The sequence below is a fragment of the Synechocystis sp. PCC 7339 genome (genome assembly GCF_019924095.1).
GTDB lineage: Bacteria > Cyanobacteriota > Cyanobacteriia > Cyanobacteriales > Microcystaceae > Synechocystis.
Window position 1 is genome coordinate 805,967 of sequence record NZ_CP063659.1, and the last position, 17,813, is coordinate 823,779.

The 17,813-nt window shown below is 46.3% G+C and carries 14 protein-coding genes and 1 pseudogene; 11 read left to right on the plus strand and 4 right to left on the minus strand.

What is annotated here, in order from left to right; genetic code table 11:
• The first annotated feature begins 72 nt into the window (after positions 1 to 72).
• The 7 genes and pseudogenes from IQE94_RS03685 to IQE94_RS03715 all read left to right on the plus strand — a co-directional run bounded on the left by IQE94_RS03685 (position 73) and on the right by IQE94_RS03715 (position 8,693).
• Positions 73 to 1,407 (plus strand): CmpA/NrtA family ABC transporter substrate-binding protein, encoded by a 1,335-nt coding sequence (locus IQE94_RS03685; protein WP_212716227.1) that lies wholly within the window; start codon positions 73 to 75, stop codon positions 1,405 to 1,407.
• A 93-nt stretch (positions 1,408 to 1,500) separates the two neighbouring features.
• Positions 1,501 to 2,328: a nitrate ABC transporter permease gene (gene ntrB, locus IQE94_RS03690; RefSeq protein WP_212716229.1), complete on the plus strand. Its 828-nt coding sequence runs from the start codon at positions 1,501 to 1,503 to the stop codon at positions 2,326 to 2,328.
• Positions 2,329 to 2,401: 73 nt separating this feature from the next.
• Positions 2,402 to 4,414, plus strand: coding sequence for a nitrate ABC transporter ATP-binding protein (locus IQE94_RS03695; protein WP_212716232.1), 2,013 nt, complete (start codon positions 2,402 to 2,404; stop codon positions 4,412 to 4,414).
• A gap of 79 nt (positions 4,415 to 4,493) precedes the next feature.
• Positions 4,494 to 5,321: pseudogene (locus IQE94_RS03700) on the plus strand (nitrate ABC transporter ATP-binding protein); the annotation flags it as partial.
• A gap of 261 nt (positions 5,322 to 5,582) precedes the next feature.
• Positions 5,583 to 5,852, plus strand: a complete 270-nt coding sequence (locus IQE94_RS03705) for a DUF1830 domain-containing protein (protein ID WP_223342748.1) — start codon at positions 5,583 to 5,585, stop codon at positions 5,850 to 5,852.
• 216 nt (positions 5,853 to 6,068) lie between these two features.
• The gene (locus IQE94_RS03710; RefSeq protein ID WP_212716238.1) at positions 6,069 to 8,213 is read left to right on the plus strand and encodes a molybdopterin oxidoreductase family protein; all 2,145 of its coding nucleotides are present in this window, start codon (positions 6,069 to 6,071) and stop codon (positions 8,211 to 8,213) included.
• 12 nt (positions 8,214 to 8,225) lie between these two features.
• Positions 8,226 to 8,693: a nitrate reductase associated protein gene (locus tag IQE94_RS03715; RefSeq protein WP_212722214.1), complete on the plus strand. Its 468-nt coding sequence runs from the start codon at positions 8,226 to 8,228 to the stop codon at positions 8,691 to 8,693.
• A 72-nt stretch (positions 8,694 to 8,765) separates the two neighbouring features.
• Here the strand turns inward: IQE94_RS03715 and IQE94_RS03720 are convergent, their stop codons facing one another.
• Positions 8,766 to 11,246, minus strand: coding sequence for a hypothetical protein (locus tag IQE94_RS03720; protein WP_223342749.1), 2,481 nt, complete (start codon positions 11,244 to 11,246; stop codon positions 8,766 to 8,768).
• Between the two features lie 164 nt (positions 11,247 to 11,410).
• On the opposite strand from IQE94_RS03720, the gene IQE94_RS03725 reads away from it, so the two are divergent.
• Positions 11,411 to 12,319 carry an FkbM family methyltransferase gene (locus IQE94_RS03725; protein ID WP_223342750.1) on the plus strand — a complete coding sequence of 303 codons (909 nt, stop codon included), beginning with the start codon at positions 11,411 to 11,413 and terminating at the stop codon, positions 12,317 to 12,319.
• Positions 12,320 to 12,522: 203 nt separating this feature from the next.
• Positions 12,523 to 13,479: a glycosyltransferase family 2 protein gene (locus IQE94_RS03730; RefSeq protein WP_212716244.1), complete on the plus strand. Its 957-nt coding sequence runs from the start codon at positions 12,523 to 12,525 to the stop codon at positions 13,477 to 13,479.
• Between the two features lie 58 nt (positions 13,480 to 13,537).
• Here the strand turns inward: IQE94_RS03730 and lysS are convergent, their stop codons facing one another.
• The 3 genes from lysS to def all read right to left on the minus strand — a co-directional run bounded on the left by lysS (position 13,538) and on the right by def (position 16,090).
• Positions 13,538 to 15,070: a lysine--tRNA ligase gene (gene lysS / locus IQE94_RS03735; RefSeq protein ID WP_223342751.1), complete on the minus strand. Its 1,533-nt coding sequence runs from the start codon at positions 15,068 to 15,070 to the stop codon at positions 13,538 to 13,540.
• A gap of 53 nt (positions 15,071 to 15,123) precedes the next feature.
• A complete protein-coding gene (locus IQE94_RS03740; protein ID WP_223342752.1) occupies positions 15,124 to 15,321 on the minus strand; it encodes a hypothetical protein in 198 nt (65 codons plus the stop codon).
• A gap of 205 nt (positions 15,322 to 15,526) precedes the next feature.
• A complete protein-coding gene (gene def / locus IQE94_RS03745) occupies positions 15,527 to 16,090 on the minus strand; it encodes a peptide deformylase (RefSeq protein ID WP_223342753.1) in 564 nt (187 codons plus the stop codon).
• Between the two features lie 129 nt (positions 16,091 to 16,219).
• On the opposite strand from def, the gene surE reads away from it, so the two are divergent.
• Positions 16,220 to 16,897, plus strand: coding sequence for a 5'/3'-nucleotidase SurE (gene surE / locus IQE94_RS03750; protein WP_223342754.1), 678 nt, complete (start codon positions 16,220 to 16,222; stop codon positions 16,895 to 16,897).
• A 240-nt stretch (positions 16,898 to 17,137) separates the two neighbouring features.
• The gene (locus IQE94_RS03755) at positions 17,138 to 17,800 is read left to right on the plus strand and encodes a Uma2 family endonuclease (protein ID WP_194072724.1); all 663 of its coding nucleotides are present in this window, start codon (positions 17,138 to 17,140) and stop codon (positions 17,798 to 17,800) included.
• Positions 17,801 to 17,813: the final 13 nt, after the last annotated feature.

Here is a 17,813-nt window from a genome sequence, read left to right on the forward strand (position 1 = left end):
CAAGGAAAAAATCCAGTCTAGGAATGTGATCGTCAGCAGTTGCCCTTTCTGGCTTTAGTTATTGCCTAAACTATGAGTAATTTTTCCCGAAGCACCCGCCGTAAGTTTATGTTCACCGCAGGGGCTGCCGCCATTGGAGGAGTGGTTCTCCATGGTTGTACTTCCCCCACCACCACATCCACAGGAACCGGTTCCGGCACGGATAAAGCCATTAGTCCCTTGGTTGAAGGGGAAAATGCCCCGGAAGTAACCACCGCCAAATTAGGCTTTATTGCCCTAACCGATGCGGCTCCTTTGATTATTGCCAAGGAAAAGGGCTTTTATGCCAAATATGGCATGCCTGACGTGGAAGTGTTGAAGCAAGCGTCCTGGGGCACCACCAGGGATAACCTCGTCTTGGGTTCCGCCAGTGGCGGTATTGATGGGGCCCATATCCTCACCCCCATGCCTTATCTAATTACCATGGGCACTGTGACCGACGGGAAGCCAACCCCGATGTACATTTTGGCCCGCTTAAATGTCAATGGCCAAGGCATTCAGTTGGGCAATAATTACAAAGATTTAAAAGTAGGTACTGATGCTTCTCCCCTGAAAGAAGCCTTTGCTAAAGTAACAGATCCCAAGGTAGCCATGACCTTTCCTGGCGGCACCCACGACATGTGGATTCGCTATTGGTTAGCCGCGGGAGGAATTGAGCCCGGCAAGGAAGTTTCTACCATTGTGGTTCCGCCGGCCCAGATGGTGGCCAACGTCAAAGTCAATGCGATGGAATCTTTTTGTGTGGGGGAACCATGGCCATTGCAAACTGTTAACCAAGGGGTAGGCTACCAGGCCTTGACCACAGGTCAACTTTGGAAAGATCACCCTGAAAAAGCTTTTGGTATGCGGGCAGACTGGGTGGATCAAAATCCCAAAGCCACCAAGGCTTTATTAATGGCGGTGATGGAAGCCCAGCAATGGTGTGACCAGCCGGAAAATACGGAAGAAATGTGCCAAATTCTCTCAAAACGGGAATGGTTTAAGGTTCCCTTTGATGACATCATTGACCGCTCTAAGGGGATTTACAATTTTGGCAATGGTCAGGAACCCTTTGAAGACCGAGATATTATGCAGAAATACTGGCGTGATAATGCTTCTTATCCCTATAAAAGCCATGACCAATGGTTCTTAACGGAAAATATTCGTTGGGGCTATTTGCCTGCAAGTACGGACACGAAAGCCATTGTGGATAAAGTCAATCGCGAGGATCTATGGCGAGAAGCGGCCCAGGCCATCGGGGTGCCAGCGGATCAAATTCCTAGCAGTCCCTCCCGGGGGGTGGAAACGTTTTTTGATGGAGTAACCTTCGATCCGGAAAATCCCCAGGCTTATCTAGACAGCTTGAAGATTAAGACCATCAAAAGTTAGTGCTTAGCTGTGGCGTTCTAGGTTAGCCCTCTGGGCTAATCTTTCCCTTGGTCTGATTACTCCAGTTCATTTCATCACTATCAGGTAAAAATTATGGCTAGTTCCACCGCTGGGCTCCGTCCCCGCCGTCAGAAAAATCCCCTCAGTTTCATCTACTCCCCTAAAGTTATTCGCCCCGCCGTGGCGATCGCCGTTTTGTTGGTGGTTTGGCAAATTCTGTGCTCCGGGGAGGGCTCTAACCTGCCTAGTCCTGTACAAGTGCTAGAACAGACCTATCCCTTGATTCTCAATCCCTTTTTTGACAATGGCGGCACCGATAAAGGTTTGGGCATCCAGATTTTTGCCAGTCTAACCAGGGTGGCCGTGGGCTTTAGTGCGGCGGCGGTGGTGGGCATTGCCCTGGGCATTTTAATTGGCAGCAGCAAATTTATGTACGATGCCCTAGACCCAATTTTTCAGGTTTTAAGAACTATCCCCCCCTTAGCTTGGTTGCCCATTGCCCTGGCCGCGTTGCAGGAAGCAGAGCCTTCAGCCATTTTCGTTATTTTTATTACAGCGATTTGGCCCATTGTCATCAACACGACCGTGGGAGCCCAGCAGGTTCCCCAGGATTATCGTAATGTTTCCCGGGTTCTAAAGCTTTCTAAAAGCCAGTATTTTTTCAATATTTTATTTCCGGCAGCAGTGCCCTATATCTTCACTGGCCTACGCATTGGTATTGGTCTTTCCTGGTTGGCGATCGTCGCTGCAGAAATGCTAATTGGTGGTGTGGGTATTGGCTTTTTTATCTGGGATGCCTATAACAGTTCCCTGATCAGTGAAATCATTATTGCCTTAATTTATGTGGGCATTGTCGGTTTATTGCTGGATCGTTTTATCGCTTTTCTGGAAAGTTTAGTAGTACCGGCAGAGCAAAAATAACCAACATCCATAGGCCGGCCATTTTTCCTAGTTATTAGTTCTCCATTTTTGATTTGTCACCCCCGGACTAACTATGATGCCCTTTATTGAAATTGATCATGTTGATCGTATTTTTCCCCTCCCCGACGGGGGACGTTACATCGCCCTCAAAAACATTGAGCTGAAAATTAATCAGGGGGAATTTATTTCCTTGATTGGTCACTCTGGTTGCGGTAAATCTACCCTGTTGAACATGATCTCTGGACTAGATAAGCCTACGTTTGGCGGGGTCATCATGGAGGGGAAAGAAATCATCGAGCCTGGTCCTGAACGGATGGTGGTTTTTCAAAATTATTCCCTGTTGCCCTGGTTGACGGTGCGGCAAAATATCGCCCTGGCCGTGAATCGAGTTCTACGGAATTTGCCCAAGCCAGAACAGGAAAAAATTATTGACGACAACATTGCCCTAGTGGGGTTGCAACGGGCGGCCCATAAACGACCAGGGGAATTGTCCGGGGGCATGAAACAGCGGGTGGCGATCGCCAGGGCCTTGGCTACTCGACCAAAAGTCCTACTGCTGGACGAACCCTTTGGGGCCTTGGATGCTTTGACCCGGGGGAATTTGCAGGAGCGGCTCATGGAAATTGTCCAGGAAAGTGGCGTGACCTGCATTATGGTGACCCATGACGTGGACGAAGCTCTGTTATTGTCAGACCGGGTGGTGATGTTAACCACGGGTCCCGAAGCCCACATTGGCCAAGTTTTGGAGGTGCCCATTCCTCGGCCTCGTCACCGTTTGGAAGTGGTCAACCATCCCAGTTACTACGCCCTGCGGGGGGAAATCGTCTATTTCCTCAATCAACAAAAACGGGCTAAAAAAGTTGGGGCCGTCAGTCAGTTTGCCGGAGCTATGAGTGGCAATGGCTTGGAAAAAATCAACCTCAATTTGGGTTTCATTGCCCTGAGTGATTGTGCTCCGTTGGTAATTGCCAAGGAAAAAGGTTTCTTCCAAAAGCATGGTTTAGAGCAGGTTAACCTGGTAAAAGAACCTAGTTGGCAGGCGATCGCCGATGGCATTCGGGAAAGACGCCTAGACGGTGCCCCCATGGTGGCCGGTATGCCCCTGGCCCTAACCCTGGGCATGGGCGGAAAAACTCCTCTACCAATGATCACCGCCCTAGTGATGGGCCGCAACGGCAATGCCATTACCCTAGGGAAAAAGTTTGCCGAAGCAGGGGTTAAAAACCTAGAAGATTTAAAAACTAAACTGACAGAAACCCCCGATCAAGTATCCACTTTGGGTATGGTTCATCCGGCTTCCATGCAAAATCTTTTACTGCGCTATTGGTTAGCCTCCGGAGGCATAGACCCCGACCAGGATGTTAATTTAATCCGCCTACCGCCCCCCCAAATGGTAGCCAATTTAAAAGCAGGAAATATTGATGGTTTTGCTGTGGGGGAACCGTGGAACTCCTATGCGGTTAAGGAAGATTTAGGCTATGTCATTGCCACCGATTTGGATATTTGGGATGGCCATCCTGAGAAGGTTTTAGGAGTGCGGGAAGAATGGGTCAATAAATATCCTGCAACCCATTTGGCCCTAGTTAAAGCCCTACTGGAAGCCTGTGAATATTGCGACGATCGCCGTCATCGTCGGGAAATAGTTGATTATCTGGCCCAGCCCCAATACCTGGGGGTATCAGCGGAATATATCAGCCCCGGCTTCATTGACGCCTATGAAAAAGGTAACGGGACTGAGCCGGAAATGTTACTGCAATTTAATCAATTTTATGTTCAACAATCCAACTATCCTTCCCGTAGTGAAGGACTCTGGATTCTAACCCAATTAGCCCGCTGGGGATACATTAATTTTCCGAAAAATTGGCTAGAAATTATCGAGCGGGTGCGGCGGCCTGATCTGTTTGGGGAAGCTTGCCGTCAATTGGGCTGGCCTGGCTTGGAGGGAGACCATCATAACGTTAATTTGTTTGATGGCATGGTTTTCACCCCCAATGATCCCATTGGTTACATCAAACGCTTTACTATCCACCGGGATATTCGAGTGACAGAAATAATGATCGATCCCGTGGACTCCCCTAGTAAATAGTTCGTTGACTAATTATTTTCAGTGATTTTTGTTTTAACGATTTACTGGTCTTTAACTATCCACTATTACCCCTATGACTATGCAAACGATGAATGCTAATGACTCTACCCTCACCCAAGAAAAAACTGCTTTTTTAGCCATTGAAAATGTTAGTAAAGTTTATCCCACTGCCCAGGGATCCTACACAGTGTTAGATGGGGTCAATTTAGAGGTCAAACAGGGAGAATTTATTTGTGTAATTGGCCATTCCGGCTGCGGTAAATCTACACTTTTGAATATGGTTTCTGGGTTTAATCAACCCACTGGCGGTACCGTTAAGCTGAAAAATCAGTTAATTACGGCCCCGGGCCCTGACCGGATGATGGTTTTCCAAAATTATTGTTTACTACCCTGGAAATCTGCTTATGATAATGTTTCTCTAGCGGTGGAATCAGTTTACCCGGACAAATCCAAAACAGAAAAAGAGGAATTGGTTGGCCACTACCTCGAAATGGTGGGTTTGACAGAAGCGGCCCAAAAGAAGCCTGGTCAAATTTCCGGGGGGATGAAGCAACGTGTGGCGATCGCCAGAGCTTTGGCCATTTCTCCAGAGGTTTTGATCTTAGATGAACCCTTTGGAGCGTTGGATGCTATTACCAAAGAAGAACTACAGGAAGAATTATTAAAAATTTGGCGAGAAAATAATCTGACTGTGTTGATGATTACCCACGACATTGATGAAGCCTTATTCCTAGCCGATCGCCTAGTGATGATGACCAATGGCCCCGCCGCCAAAATTGGTGAAATTCTGGATATTCCCTTTGACCGTCCCCGTAACCGCAGTCAGATTACCGATGATCCTAAATATTATCAACTACGTAATTATGCCCTGGATTTTCTTTACCATCGTTATGCCCACGATGATGACGATGACCTCAAAGAGGATAAACCCAATCCCGGTTTGTTGTTCAAAAAGGTTATGGCTGGAGCCCTAGGACTGGCGGCGATCGCCTTGGTGGGCATTGGTTTAGTACAAACCTTTGGTTCCAGGGGAAACAGTGGCCCCACTCCCGCAGTGGAATCTTCTGAAAACTAATTAACCCACCTAGATTATTTAATATTTTGACTATTGCCTAACGCTCACTACTCCTCTGCTTGGGCCGAAAATTTACAATTAGCCCCTAAGACAATGTCAATCATCAACGACTCCGATAACGCTCTCACTCCGGCCGTAAATATTTCTAAAGACGGCAATAATCAGCTTTGTTACTATCGTAATAGTGGCAATAAATTACAACAAATAATTATTGATGGCACCTGGAAAAAGGAAAAATTAATTTTTCCTGGAGAACAATTATTATTTTGGGCTCACCCCCAGGATCAATTAACCGTTAAGATTTTTCAATCTGATCGAGTGCTGGTCGATTCCATTACCTGCGACCGTCTTTTGGTGCACTGATGGAGAGCTGTTAAACTTAATTAGCTTCGGCTACTTCGGCAAGGTTATTGCTTAGGCCCAGATCTTCTCACTCAAACTCCGATCAGAGTGGGTAAGAACCGTCAATTTTTCTGACATCGGCCGTAAATCCAATAAAACAGGCCGGCAGGAAATTTTCGGAGCTTTTAAAATCTATTTTTAATCACATTTATTTTAAAATCAACCGTTGATACTTTAATGGATGCTTTAGCCATTCTTCCCCCCACCAGAACCATTTGTCCCTACTGTGGGGTTGGCTGTGGCTTGGAAGCCGTTGCTAGTCCTCAAAAATCAGCGGTTCAATCCAGCAATAGCTATAAAATAAGAGGCGATCGCCAACATCCTTCGAGCCAGGGAATGGTCTGTGTCAAAGGGGCTACGGTAATGGAGTCGATGGATAAACAGCGATTACTTTACCCCATGTTTCGGTCAAGTTTAGACCAGCCGCTGCAACGAATTAGCTGGGAAACAGCTCTGGAAATTATTGTTGATAAAGTCCAACAAGTTAAGCAGACTTTGGGCGTGAATGGTTTGTGTATGTACGCCTCTGGGCAAATGCAAACAGAGGATTACTATATAGCCCAAAAGCTATTTAAAGGTTGTTTGGGTACTAATAATTTTGACACAAACTCCCGTCTTTGTATGTCTTCAGCGGTTTCAGCTTATGGCTTGAGCTTTGGTTCCGATGGTCCTCCCTGTTGTTACGAAGATTTAGAACTAACCGATTGTGCTTTTTTAATTGGCACCAATACCGCCGACTGCCATCCCATTATTTTTAATCGTTTACGCAAACATCACAAACAAAATACCCACGTTAAATTAATTGTGGTAGATCCACGTTATACTGCCACGGCGGAGGTTGCTGATTTACATTTAGCGATTAATCCTGGCACTGATATTTCTTTGCTCCATGGTATTGCCTATTTACTAAAAAAGTGGAATTTAATTGACCAAAAATTCATTGATAACCATACCCAAGATTTTGAACATTATTGTCAAGTTATTAGCCATTATACTCCGGAAAAAGTTACCCAAATTTGCGGCATTAGTTTGGAACAATTAGAAACCGTTGCTCGCTATTGGGGCAATGCTAGAACAGTGCTTTCCCTTTGGTCTATGGGCCTTAATCAATCATCTCAAGGCACCGCTAAAAGTCGTTGTTTAATTAATCTTCATTTACTTACTGGTCAGATTGGTAAACCAGGGAGCGGTCCTTTTTCACTTACTGGTCAACCCAACGCCATGGGGGGTAGGGAAGCTGGGGGATTATCCCATCTACTGCCTGGTTATCGCTCTATTCAAAATGCCCAGCACCGCCAAGAAGTGGAACAACTTTGGCAAATTCCCCCCGGTCGCATCGATGCTCAGCCCGGTTTATCGGCGTGGGAAATGTTTATGGGACTGGAAACTCAACAAGTTGGTTTGCTATGGATTGTGGCCACCAATCCAGTGGTCAGTATGCCAGATTTAGAAAGAGTTAAAAATGCCCTGCGGCGATCGCCATTTACCATCCACCAGGATGCATATTTCCCCACCGAAACAGCGGCATATGCCCATTTAGTTCTGCCAGCAGCTCAATGGAGTGAAAAAACGGGTACGATGACCAATTCAGAACGGAGAGTTACCCTGTCTCCTGCGTTCCGTTCTCCTCCTGGGGAAAGCAGACCTGATTGGGAAATTTTTGCTGAAGTGGGACGCAGACTCGGTTTTGAAGCACAATTTAATTTTCCTGATGCGGCGGCTGTCCATTCGGAGTACGTACAATTAACCGCCGGTAGATTGTGTGACCAATCGGGTATAAGCTACGGCGCCTTGGAAAGATTTGGTCCCCTCCAATGGCCCTGCCCCAGTGCCGAACATGAAAAGGAAATTTCAAGTTCCAAAAGACTGTACACCGACCACAAATTTTGCACAACAACCGGTAAGGCAAACTTTTGCTTAGACCATAGTCAAGGATTAGCTGAACCGGTCGATCTCGACTATCCTTTTGTTCTCACCAACGGTCGTCTTTATGGTCATTGGCATACCCAAACCCGCACTGGCCACATTGAGAAAATCAAAAAAATGCATCCTAAGCCCATACTGGAAATGCATCCCAAAGACGCAGAAAAGTTGAGAATTAAAAGTCAAGATTTAGTCTCAGTTAAGTCTCGACGGGGTTCCGCTCAGCTAGAGGTTTTAGTTACTAGGGCCATTGCTCCTGGTACGGTTTTTATGCCCATGCACTGGGGCTTTTTATGGCAAGATAACGCAGAGGTTAATACCTTGACTCATCCCACCGCTTGCCCAATTTCTAAACAGCCAGAATTGAAAGCCTGTGCTGTTAATGTGAAGCCCCTTTAATACAAAGTGATGATGTTTTTTCAATTTGAAGCCGATTTTGTTGATTCCCTCCGCTGTATTCCTATGGTTGTGCGCTATAAACTAGACACCTGTGGCGTTAAATTGAAACTAAGTCATTGGCATCAACTAAGTTTTGCTCAAAGGCAGTATTTAACTGAAGCTAACTGCGAAACACTGGCAGAAGTTAGCCAATATGGTGAAAAGTTGCAAAACTGGGTTACGGAATTAACTGGTCAGCCAGCTTCTACACTGTCAGTACCTGATTTGCCCGAATGGTTAAATACTGATCAAATTCCAGCTCAGATATTAACGGAACTAGCCAATAAGTTACCCTCTGTGCAATCTCCCGGCATTACGTTGACCCAATGGCAATCCCTAACCCCTTTGCAAAGATTTGCTTTAATTAAACTAAGTCGTGCTAGCCACGAAAATCGTAACTTTCTACCAGCTATCAAGGAGTTTGGTCTTATGCCAAGCTAATAAAAAAGTTACAATTCGTTAATTTCCCTCCCATTGAGTTAGTTTAAGATCGACTGGTGTTTATCAAATTATTTATTTAAAAATTGCTGGCTCCGATTTGCGTGGATAAAATTTCAAGGTGATCGCTGTAATGATTAATGTTAACCAAGCAATAAAACTGATCAGGTTTGCCCAGGTTAGACCAGTGAACTTGACTTGGATTCGGTGTTTGCCCGGACTCAAATTAAGGCTGAGTAAATTAAAGTCTCGATAATTAGTAAAAAATCCTGCCGTCGATTGATTATCCACCACGACTTGTTGCATGTCAGGATAGTATAGGATCGGTAACTGCACTAGCCCTGCTTCCGTCGGTATTTCAACTTCGCAGTTAGTGACAATTCCCTTTTGGCTACACATTTCCTTAGTTTCATAGACAGGTAGAAGGGTATTTTGGGCTGAGAAATCGTCAAAATATAGATGATCCATTCTGATATAGAGAGGATTACCATCTGTGGTTTCCCCATCAATAATGAACTTTAACTCAAAGGCATTGCCAGCTAGTTTAATGTCCGTAAAAGGAATTTCTACTTTTAATTCTTCCTGGGTCAACGGAATGGAAGTTAAGGGTTGTTGATCAACAAAAATTATTAAATTAGCTTGGTTTTTAATTTTATCCATGGGAACCCTACCCTGTAAAATTAGGGTGGGTTTTTCGGTTTCTGGCCAGGCGGGATAGGGAATATCTACATCAATGGGCAAGGGGCCATTAATGAACACATCCCAGGAAAGGTAACCAGGAATCCAGTCGGGATGGAGCAGTTGCAACTCAGCTTTGCCATATATATTTTCCACTGCTGATTGGGACTTTGTACTCACAGGAACGGATTTGTTGGGCAAGCGATAGAGATAATCCAAAGCGCCAGAATAACGGAAGAGGGGATCTTGTAATAACTCTTCCACAGTCACTGTGCCCCGGGGAATGGGTAACCAAGGACGGCTAGCAATGACAATAATTAAAATTCCTAAGATTAAATGGCGACTGCGTAGTCTTTCTCGAAAAATTAGAATAATAGCCAACGTAGTTAACAAAGCTCCAGACCACATGACATGGGTCAAAAAACGAAAAGTAAATTGGGTTACCCATAACTGTCGGGGTAACAGATTCCAAATATTAACGGGACTCCAAGTTAGAAATATAGCTAGTATAAATATGCTCAGTAGAGGAGTCAGCCATGGTTGCGATCGCCATAACCGTCGAGGCAATGATTTACCAGCAAAAACAAAGTAAATTACTGTGCCAAAGCCGGCTAAAAGAATCCACCCCACAGCAGCATGAAAACCGTAGGTGGGAGCAATACCGAGTTCCGTTGGTTGATGGGGTAGGGAGTCGGGGGCTAATAAATTGGCGATCGGGGTGATATCGGTGGTGTTAAAGGGATTGATAGCTTCAATTTGCCGACGAATGGCTAGACTGCTAGATTCCAGAGCCACGGGAGCCAAAAAGTAGAGAGCTAACAACCAAGCCCAGATGTAACTTACACTAATATAAATAACTCCTTTTTGCCAATGTTTAGGTTTATTTTTTATTAGAAAAATTCCACCTAATAAAGCAATGAAAATAGTTGTGTAAACAAAGGTAATAATATGGGTTAACCCTAGGGCACACCAGGCCAAAGTTCCCAAAATTAAATAACGATAATGGGGATAATAAAAAGTTTGAATAACGTAAAATAAAACAATGGCCAAAATTCCCTGGGCGATCGCCTCGGTAAAAGCACCCCTAGCATGGACATTGTTAAGGAAGTAGGGGGCAGACATATAGGCAACTCCCCCCAAAATGGCAGCAATTTGAGAGCGGGTAAAGAAAAAACCCAGACGATAGATGAAAATCCCCCCCAACCAAAGAGCAGACCAAAGCAAAATTTTATAGGCAGTATAGGGATTTGTGGGAGTCAAAAACTTGTAAATTATAGCCCCCAGAAAATAGGGCAGTTGACTATAAAATTGAAACCCAGGATAGCGAAAACCAAAATTCTCTAAAGGAGCTACCCTCAGAGGAAATTGTCCTTCCTCTAGGGCCATTCTGCCCTGGACAATGTAACCAATGTGGGAAGTGTGGTCGTTGATGGAAAAAATTATCTTTGCCGATGCCATGGGGGCCATCCAAGCCAAGGCAATCAGAGCTAGTAAAACATAGGTGAGAATGGCAATGCGATTTTTATAATTAAAAGCGCCAATTTTTCGCCAAATTGCCATGGTAGTAACAGGCTTGATCCAATTAAGCAAATACTGATGAAAAGTTACTCCAAAAAGTAATAAACTAAGGATGATTAAGTTACGTCTTAAGGCTTGCAAATCGGCCGCACTAAGCTTCGGTTCTAGAATCCCCCAATAACCCACTAACCCTAAAGCTAAACCTGTGACAAGGCATAATAAAGCAAGGATAAAAAGGGGGTTATTTTTATGAATAATGAGGAATTTAAATTTTTTTAAAATGCCAGCTTCCTGATAGAGCAGAAAAAATCCAATCAATAAAATAACAGCTAAACCAAAACCGATTACAGGAATTAGCATTAGATTCAAGAATGACTCAGTTGGGGGCATTTCGGGCGACCGATAACGCCACATAATATCATAGGGGATTGCATTTTTTAGCTGGTTCTAGATGGGGTTGATTTTTGTGGGAGAATGTTAGCCAACCTAAGGATAAACCATCGGATTTTTTGGGACCCCCCCCTATGCAAAAATTTTTCAAACAATTACGTCGCAAGCTTTTTGGCCTAGATGAGCAGGAAGCGGCCATGATCAAAGCCATTGCCGACACCAACGATTTAATTGCCGGTTTGCAAAAATCCTTTGACCACCTCCATCTGGACTACAGTCGGGCTTTGGTGGAAGTTGTGGCTCAAGCCCAACCCCAGACTACCCTAAGCTGTGAAATCAATGGAGTCCCCCTCAGGGTACCGGTGGAAATTTTACGGGCCTATGCCCATTGTTTGGAAACGTCCCAGGAGTTTAGTTTCACCTATTGCATAGAAAGTCACTGCGTCCATTGGTTGGGGCAATATCTAGGGCCGGGGGATGTGTTTTTCGACGTGGGGGCAGCCTATGGGGTGATTAGTATTCCTTTAGCTGAAATTGTGGGTGGTACGGGTCATATTTACGCCTTTGAACCGGCTCGCCAAACCCGCCATAGCCTGGAGCAAATTATTAGGGGTAATCACCTGGAGCATATCACGGTACTTCCCCTGGCGATTGCCGATGAAACAGGGGAAGCGGAATTCATTGAGTACAGCACAGATAATCGTTTTTCCTGGGCGGCGGACACTTCCACTTTGGCCAAAGACGTGGAGCCGAGCTTGGATAACTATGCCACCTATACGGTGAAAATCACCACCATTGATAAATTTGCTAAGGAAAATAATCTCCGCCCCAAGGCGATCAAAATCGACATTGAAGGCTTTGAACTGTATGCCCTCCAGGGGGCCATGGAAACGTTAAAAACCTGCCGCCCCTATCTTTGTATTGATATCCATGCCGATGTAAAAACAAAAAAATTAGCCTTATTGGGAGTTCGACCGCTGTTGGAAGGCCTTGGTTACCGTTGTGACAGCGATGGCCATACCCTTTTTGCTAGTCCCATGTAATCTCTACTTAGGCAATTAATGATCACCATGCTTTTGGCTAGACAAACTTGCGGAGGGACAACGGGCCAGATAGAATTAGCCCCAGTTCTGAGAAGCGCCTGAGCAGGCCTTAATCAATACCCTAAATTGTCCGGGTTGGGAAAAATTGGGGCTCTGGGGTGTTTTCTCAGCCTATTTTTATCAAAATTTTAGCTAAATTAACGGTGTCAACCCCCTTTTCCAGTGCCTATCGTTTGGCGGTGCTAGTTCCTTGCCGTAATGAAGCGTTGACCATCGCCCAGGTTGTAACTGATTTTCGCCAGCAGTTGCCCAATGCCGCCATCTATGTTTACGACAATTGTTCCACCGATAACACCGCCACCGTCGCCCGCCAAGCAGGAGCCATCGTCCGCTATGAAAAACAACCAGGCAAAGGTAATGTGATCCGCCGCATGTTCGCTGATATTGAAGCGGATATTTACATTTTGGTGGATGGGGACAATACCTATGAAGCCGAAGCGGTGGGTAGATTAATTGATCGCCTGATTAATGAACAGTTGGATATGGTGGTGGGAGCCCGGCGATCAGAATTTAAGGATAAGGAAGCCTACCGTTTTGGTCACCGCAGTGGCAATCAGTTCCTCAAGGGCATTGTGGAATTACAATTTGGAGCCCGGCTGAACGATATGTTATCGGGCTACAGAATTTTTTCCCGCCGCTTCGTCAAGTGCTTTCCAGCCATTTCTAACGGCTTTGAAATTGAAACGGAATTGACCATTCATACCCTGGAGTTGCGCTTGCCTTTTGCAGAGGAACCGGTGTTATACCAATCCCGCCCTTCCGGTTCTGAAAGCAAGTTAAATACTATTAGTGATGGTTTTCGGGTTTTGGGCACTTCATTTTTACTGATGAAGGAAACCAGGCCGTTCTTGTTTTTTGGAGTTTTCTTTGCCCTTTTTTCTGGAGCGGCGATCGCCTTAATGGTGCCGGTGCTGTGGACTTATCTAGAAACGGGACAAGTGCCTCGATTTCCCACGGTAATCATTGCCGCTTCTTTGATGTCTTTGGGCTTCGTTTTCTTTACCTGTGGCTTGATTTTAGACTCCGTTGCCCGGGGGCGGCGGGAACTTAAGCGTATGGCCTATTTAAGGATTCCCAGGGTGGAAATTAAGGAAATCTAGGGGCCAATCAAATTGTCTCAGCCATTAGCCCCTAAGAAAAAATTGAGTTGGAAAGATCTCAACCCTCAGCACCAGCTTCCTGATTTTTCAACAACGGAAAAGCAATCACATCCCGAATACTGGGGGAATCCGTTAGTAACATGACCAGGCGATCGATGCCAATGCCCAAACCACCGGTGGGGGGCATGCCATATTCCAACGCAGTGAGGAAGTCTTCATCGACACTGTGGGCTTCTAAATCCCCCGCCGCTTTTTTGGCCGCTTGGGCTTCCAAGCGAGTTCTTTGATCAATGGGATCTGTCAACTCGGAAAAGCTATTAGCCAATTCTCGACCGTAAATAAAGAGTTCAAATCGTTCCACCAGCCCTGGTTTACTGCGATGGGGCTTGGCCAAGGGGGAAATTTCCACTGGAAAATCGGTGATGAAAGTTGGTTGCATTAACGTCCCTTCCACTTTTTGCTCAAAGGCCTGGTTTAACAAATGCCCCAGGGAAGGACAATCTTCGGCCACGCCAATGCCTGCCTCGGCAGCGGCCTTTTTCGCTGTTTCTAAGTCGGTAAATTGATTAAAATCTACCCCCGTTGCTAACTTCACTGCTTCGTGCATTGTTATGCGTTTCCAGGGAGGAGTCAGGTCAATTTCCTCCCCTTGGTAGGTAATTTTCAGTGTGCCTAGCACCGATTGGGCTGCGGTGGTAACGAGGGCTTCCGTCAAAGCCATCATCTCGTTATAGTCCACATAGGCTTGATAGACTTCAATGGAGGTAAATTCAGGATTATGCCTGGTGGAAACCCCTTCATTGCGGAAAATACGACCCAGTTCAAAAACTTTTTCAAAGCCTCCTACCACCAATCGTTTCAGGTGCAGTTCCGTGGCAATGCGGAGATACAGAGGCATATCCAGGGTGTTGTGGTGGGTGATAAAGGGTCTTGCCTCTGCACCGCCCGATTCTCCTTGTAAGACCGGAGTTTCAATTTCAATAAAGCCCTGTTCATCTAAGTAACGGCGGATGGCGGCGGTAATCTGGGCCCGGCGGCGGAACGTCTGACGCACGGTGGGGTTAACAATTAAATCCACGTAACGTTGGCGATAGCGCTTTTCCGTATCGGTTAAGCCGTGCCATTTATCCGGCAGGGGCAATAGGGATTTGGTGAGTACAGCATAGGTTTGCACATAAACCGACAATTCCCCCTTTTCCGTGCGCTTCAGGGTGCCCGTTACCCCCAAAATATCGCCCACGTCGGTGATTTTTTTCAGCAAATTAAAGGCGTTTTCCATCGCTGGCATGAGTTCCGTCAGCCGTTGCTTTTCCAAATAAAGCTGGATGGTGCCGCTCTCGTCCTGGAGGGTAAAAAATGCTAATTTTCCCATGACCCGCCGCGCTAAAATTCGACCGGCGATCGCCACTTTGAGATCTACTTCTTCACCGTTGGCTAAGTCTTGATAGGCTTCTTGAAGTTCCTTTGCTTGGTGGGTAACATCCCAGGTGTAGGCGTAGGGATTAAGGCCGAGTTGTCGCAATTGTTCCGCCTTTTCTAGGCGGGTAGCGCGGATTTCTTCGAGGCTGGAGTGGGAATGGGAGTCGGCCATGGTGACGCAAACAAGAAAAATTAGAAATTAAATGCTGTTGAATTATTTGTTGGTTATTTCATGTTGGCCCTGGTGTCCTGTACCGCAATCCAAAAGAAGATGGCCGTCAGGGGAATGCTACCCAGCAAAATCGCCGTGGTGATGGTACTGCCCAATTCCGGTTGCCCCGATGACAGTTCAAATACGCAGCCCACAGCGGCGATCGCCGACACACAGGAAAAGAGCAAAAGAATACCACTTTTGGGGGTCACAGAAAATCAGCCTCCGGGACGAACGAACAGTCAACAGTCCAGTTTACCGTTAAGGGGTTTTAAATTTCTTCCCTATGCAGCCGTCAAAGCTCCAGTAAGAGGGCCAATTTCCATGGGCTTCCCTCCCGATTCGGGGTTATGAAGGCCTGGAAAAATCGCCCCCCGAAAAAAATGGAGTCCATCAGATTATGCTTACAGAGCCAAGCTAGGCCATGGGCTTAACGGCCTGCATGGAAAAACCTTCTTTCTTCAAAGATTCTGCCAAAGCCAGAGGATTGTCCACCCGGTCGACAAACATAACACCATTGAGGTGATCCATTTCGTGTTGAATGACCCTAGCAGTTAGCTCAGCAAAAAGGCGTTTTTGGGGCCGACCATGCTCATCCCTATAAGTCACTTCGATCGCCCTGGGTCGAGTAACATCCATATAAACATTGGGCACACTCAGACAACCCTCTTCCACCACACAAAGTTCTTCGCTAGTGCGGGTAATCTGAGGATTGATCATAATTAAGGGCAGTTCATCGGGCTTATCCTGTTCACAATCCACCACCAATAATTGTTTGTTAACCCCTACTTGGGGAGCGGCTAAACCGATACCATTGGCACTGTACATGGTCTGCAACATCTCCTTGGCCAATTTGCGGATATTGTCATCTACCTTGGCAATGCGCTTGGCCGGTTGTCGGAGCACCTTATCCCCCAGGTAATGGAGTTCCAAAGGGGGACGATCAATTTTTTGCTTTTCAACGAGGAGGGTGGCAGTCATGGACGTTCTACGGGCCTATTTCAACAATGGGGTTTCAGACTACATCCTAACAAAATCACGGCCTGGACAATTTTCGCTATGGTTTAAAGGGCTTGTTTAGCTTTACCGGTTTGATTAGTGCTTTACCCTATGAATTTTTTGCTCACCAATGACGATGGCATTGATGCCCCTGGTATTGAAGCTCTCTATGAAGCTCTTGGTAAACGGGGTGTATGGGTGGCCCCAAAAAATCAACATTCCGGCTGTGGCCATAAGGTGACCACTGACCAGGCGATCGCCGTGGAGCAGAGGGGCAAAGACCGTTACGCAGTGGACGGCACTCCGGCGGACTGTACCCGTTTAGGGGTGGTTCATTTTTATCCAGAAGTGGACTGGGTCATTGCGGGCATCAATGCGGGGGGCAATATGGGCATCGACTCCTATCTCTCCGGCACAGTGGCGGCGGTACGGGAGGCCGCGATCCTTGGCCACAAGGCGATCGCCATTTCCCATTGGATCAACAAACCCCGCACCATTGATTGGGCCTGGGCTTCCCACTGGGCTAACAAGGTCTTGACCACCCTGTGGCAACAGGATTTACCTCCCCAACATTTTTGGAACGTTAACCTCCCCCATTGGCAAAGCGGCGATCCGGAACCGGAATTGATTTTTTGTGAACCCAGTCGAGATCCTCTCCCCGTAGCCTTCACCATAGAAGGGTCAAATTTCTTTTACCGGGGAGAATATAGCCAGCGACCGCGACAACCTGGATCCGACATTGACGTTTGCTTTTCCGGCAACATTGCCATCACCCAGCTCAAAATTTGATTGGGTCAGTCCCAATATCGAGAAAATGGTCAACGTATTTAGATGGGAACTGGTTTAGTAGGTTGTGCCCAGCCCCTTAAATTTTTGCCCTAAAGCTCTAGGCTACTCTGGGGTTATCCCCTTTGAATTAGGGGTCAGGGGGATTCTTGAAACACATTCTGGGTAAATCGCCAAACGCGGCTCCTAGGGATTTCTGAGTAAAATACAGGGGAAGTTGCCCGTTTTAGGAAACTTAAGCAAATGGTTATAGCTCCCCATCGCACCATTATTTATCCCGACAGCGACGGCCAACCCATGGCGGATAATACAGAACAGTTTCAATGGATTGTTTTACTCAAGGAAAATCTGGAATGTCTTTTTGCCCAAGATGCCAACATTTTTGTGGCGGGGGATTTACTCTGGTATCCGGTGGAAGGACATCCCGAAATTCGTGTGGCCCCTGATGCCATGGTGGCCTTAGGGCGACCCAAGGGAAAACGAGGCTCCTATCGGCAATGGGAGGAAGATAATACTGCTCCCCAGGTGGTCTTTGAAATCCTCTCTCCCGGTAATCGTGCCAAGGAAATGATTCGCAAATTACAATTTTATGAACGCTACGGAGTGAATGAGTATTACGTTTATGACCCTGATGACAACGAATTAACTGGACTGCAGCGGGGAGAAAACGGATTAGAGATGATTGAGACCATAGAAGATTGGACTAGCCCCCTCCTGGGCATTCGTTTTCTACTTACCCCCGATACCCTAGAAATTTATTATCCTGACGGCCGCAAGTTCCTGACTACGGTGGAGTTTAATCAAGAAATGGCCAAGGAAAAGCAACGGGCTAACGAGGAACAACAACGGGCCGATCGCCTGGCGGCCAAACTAAAGGAATTGGGCGTTGATCCTGAAGAAATTTAAGTTCTTGGCCGTG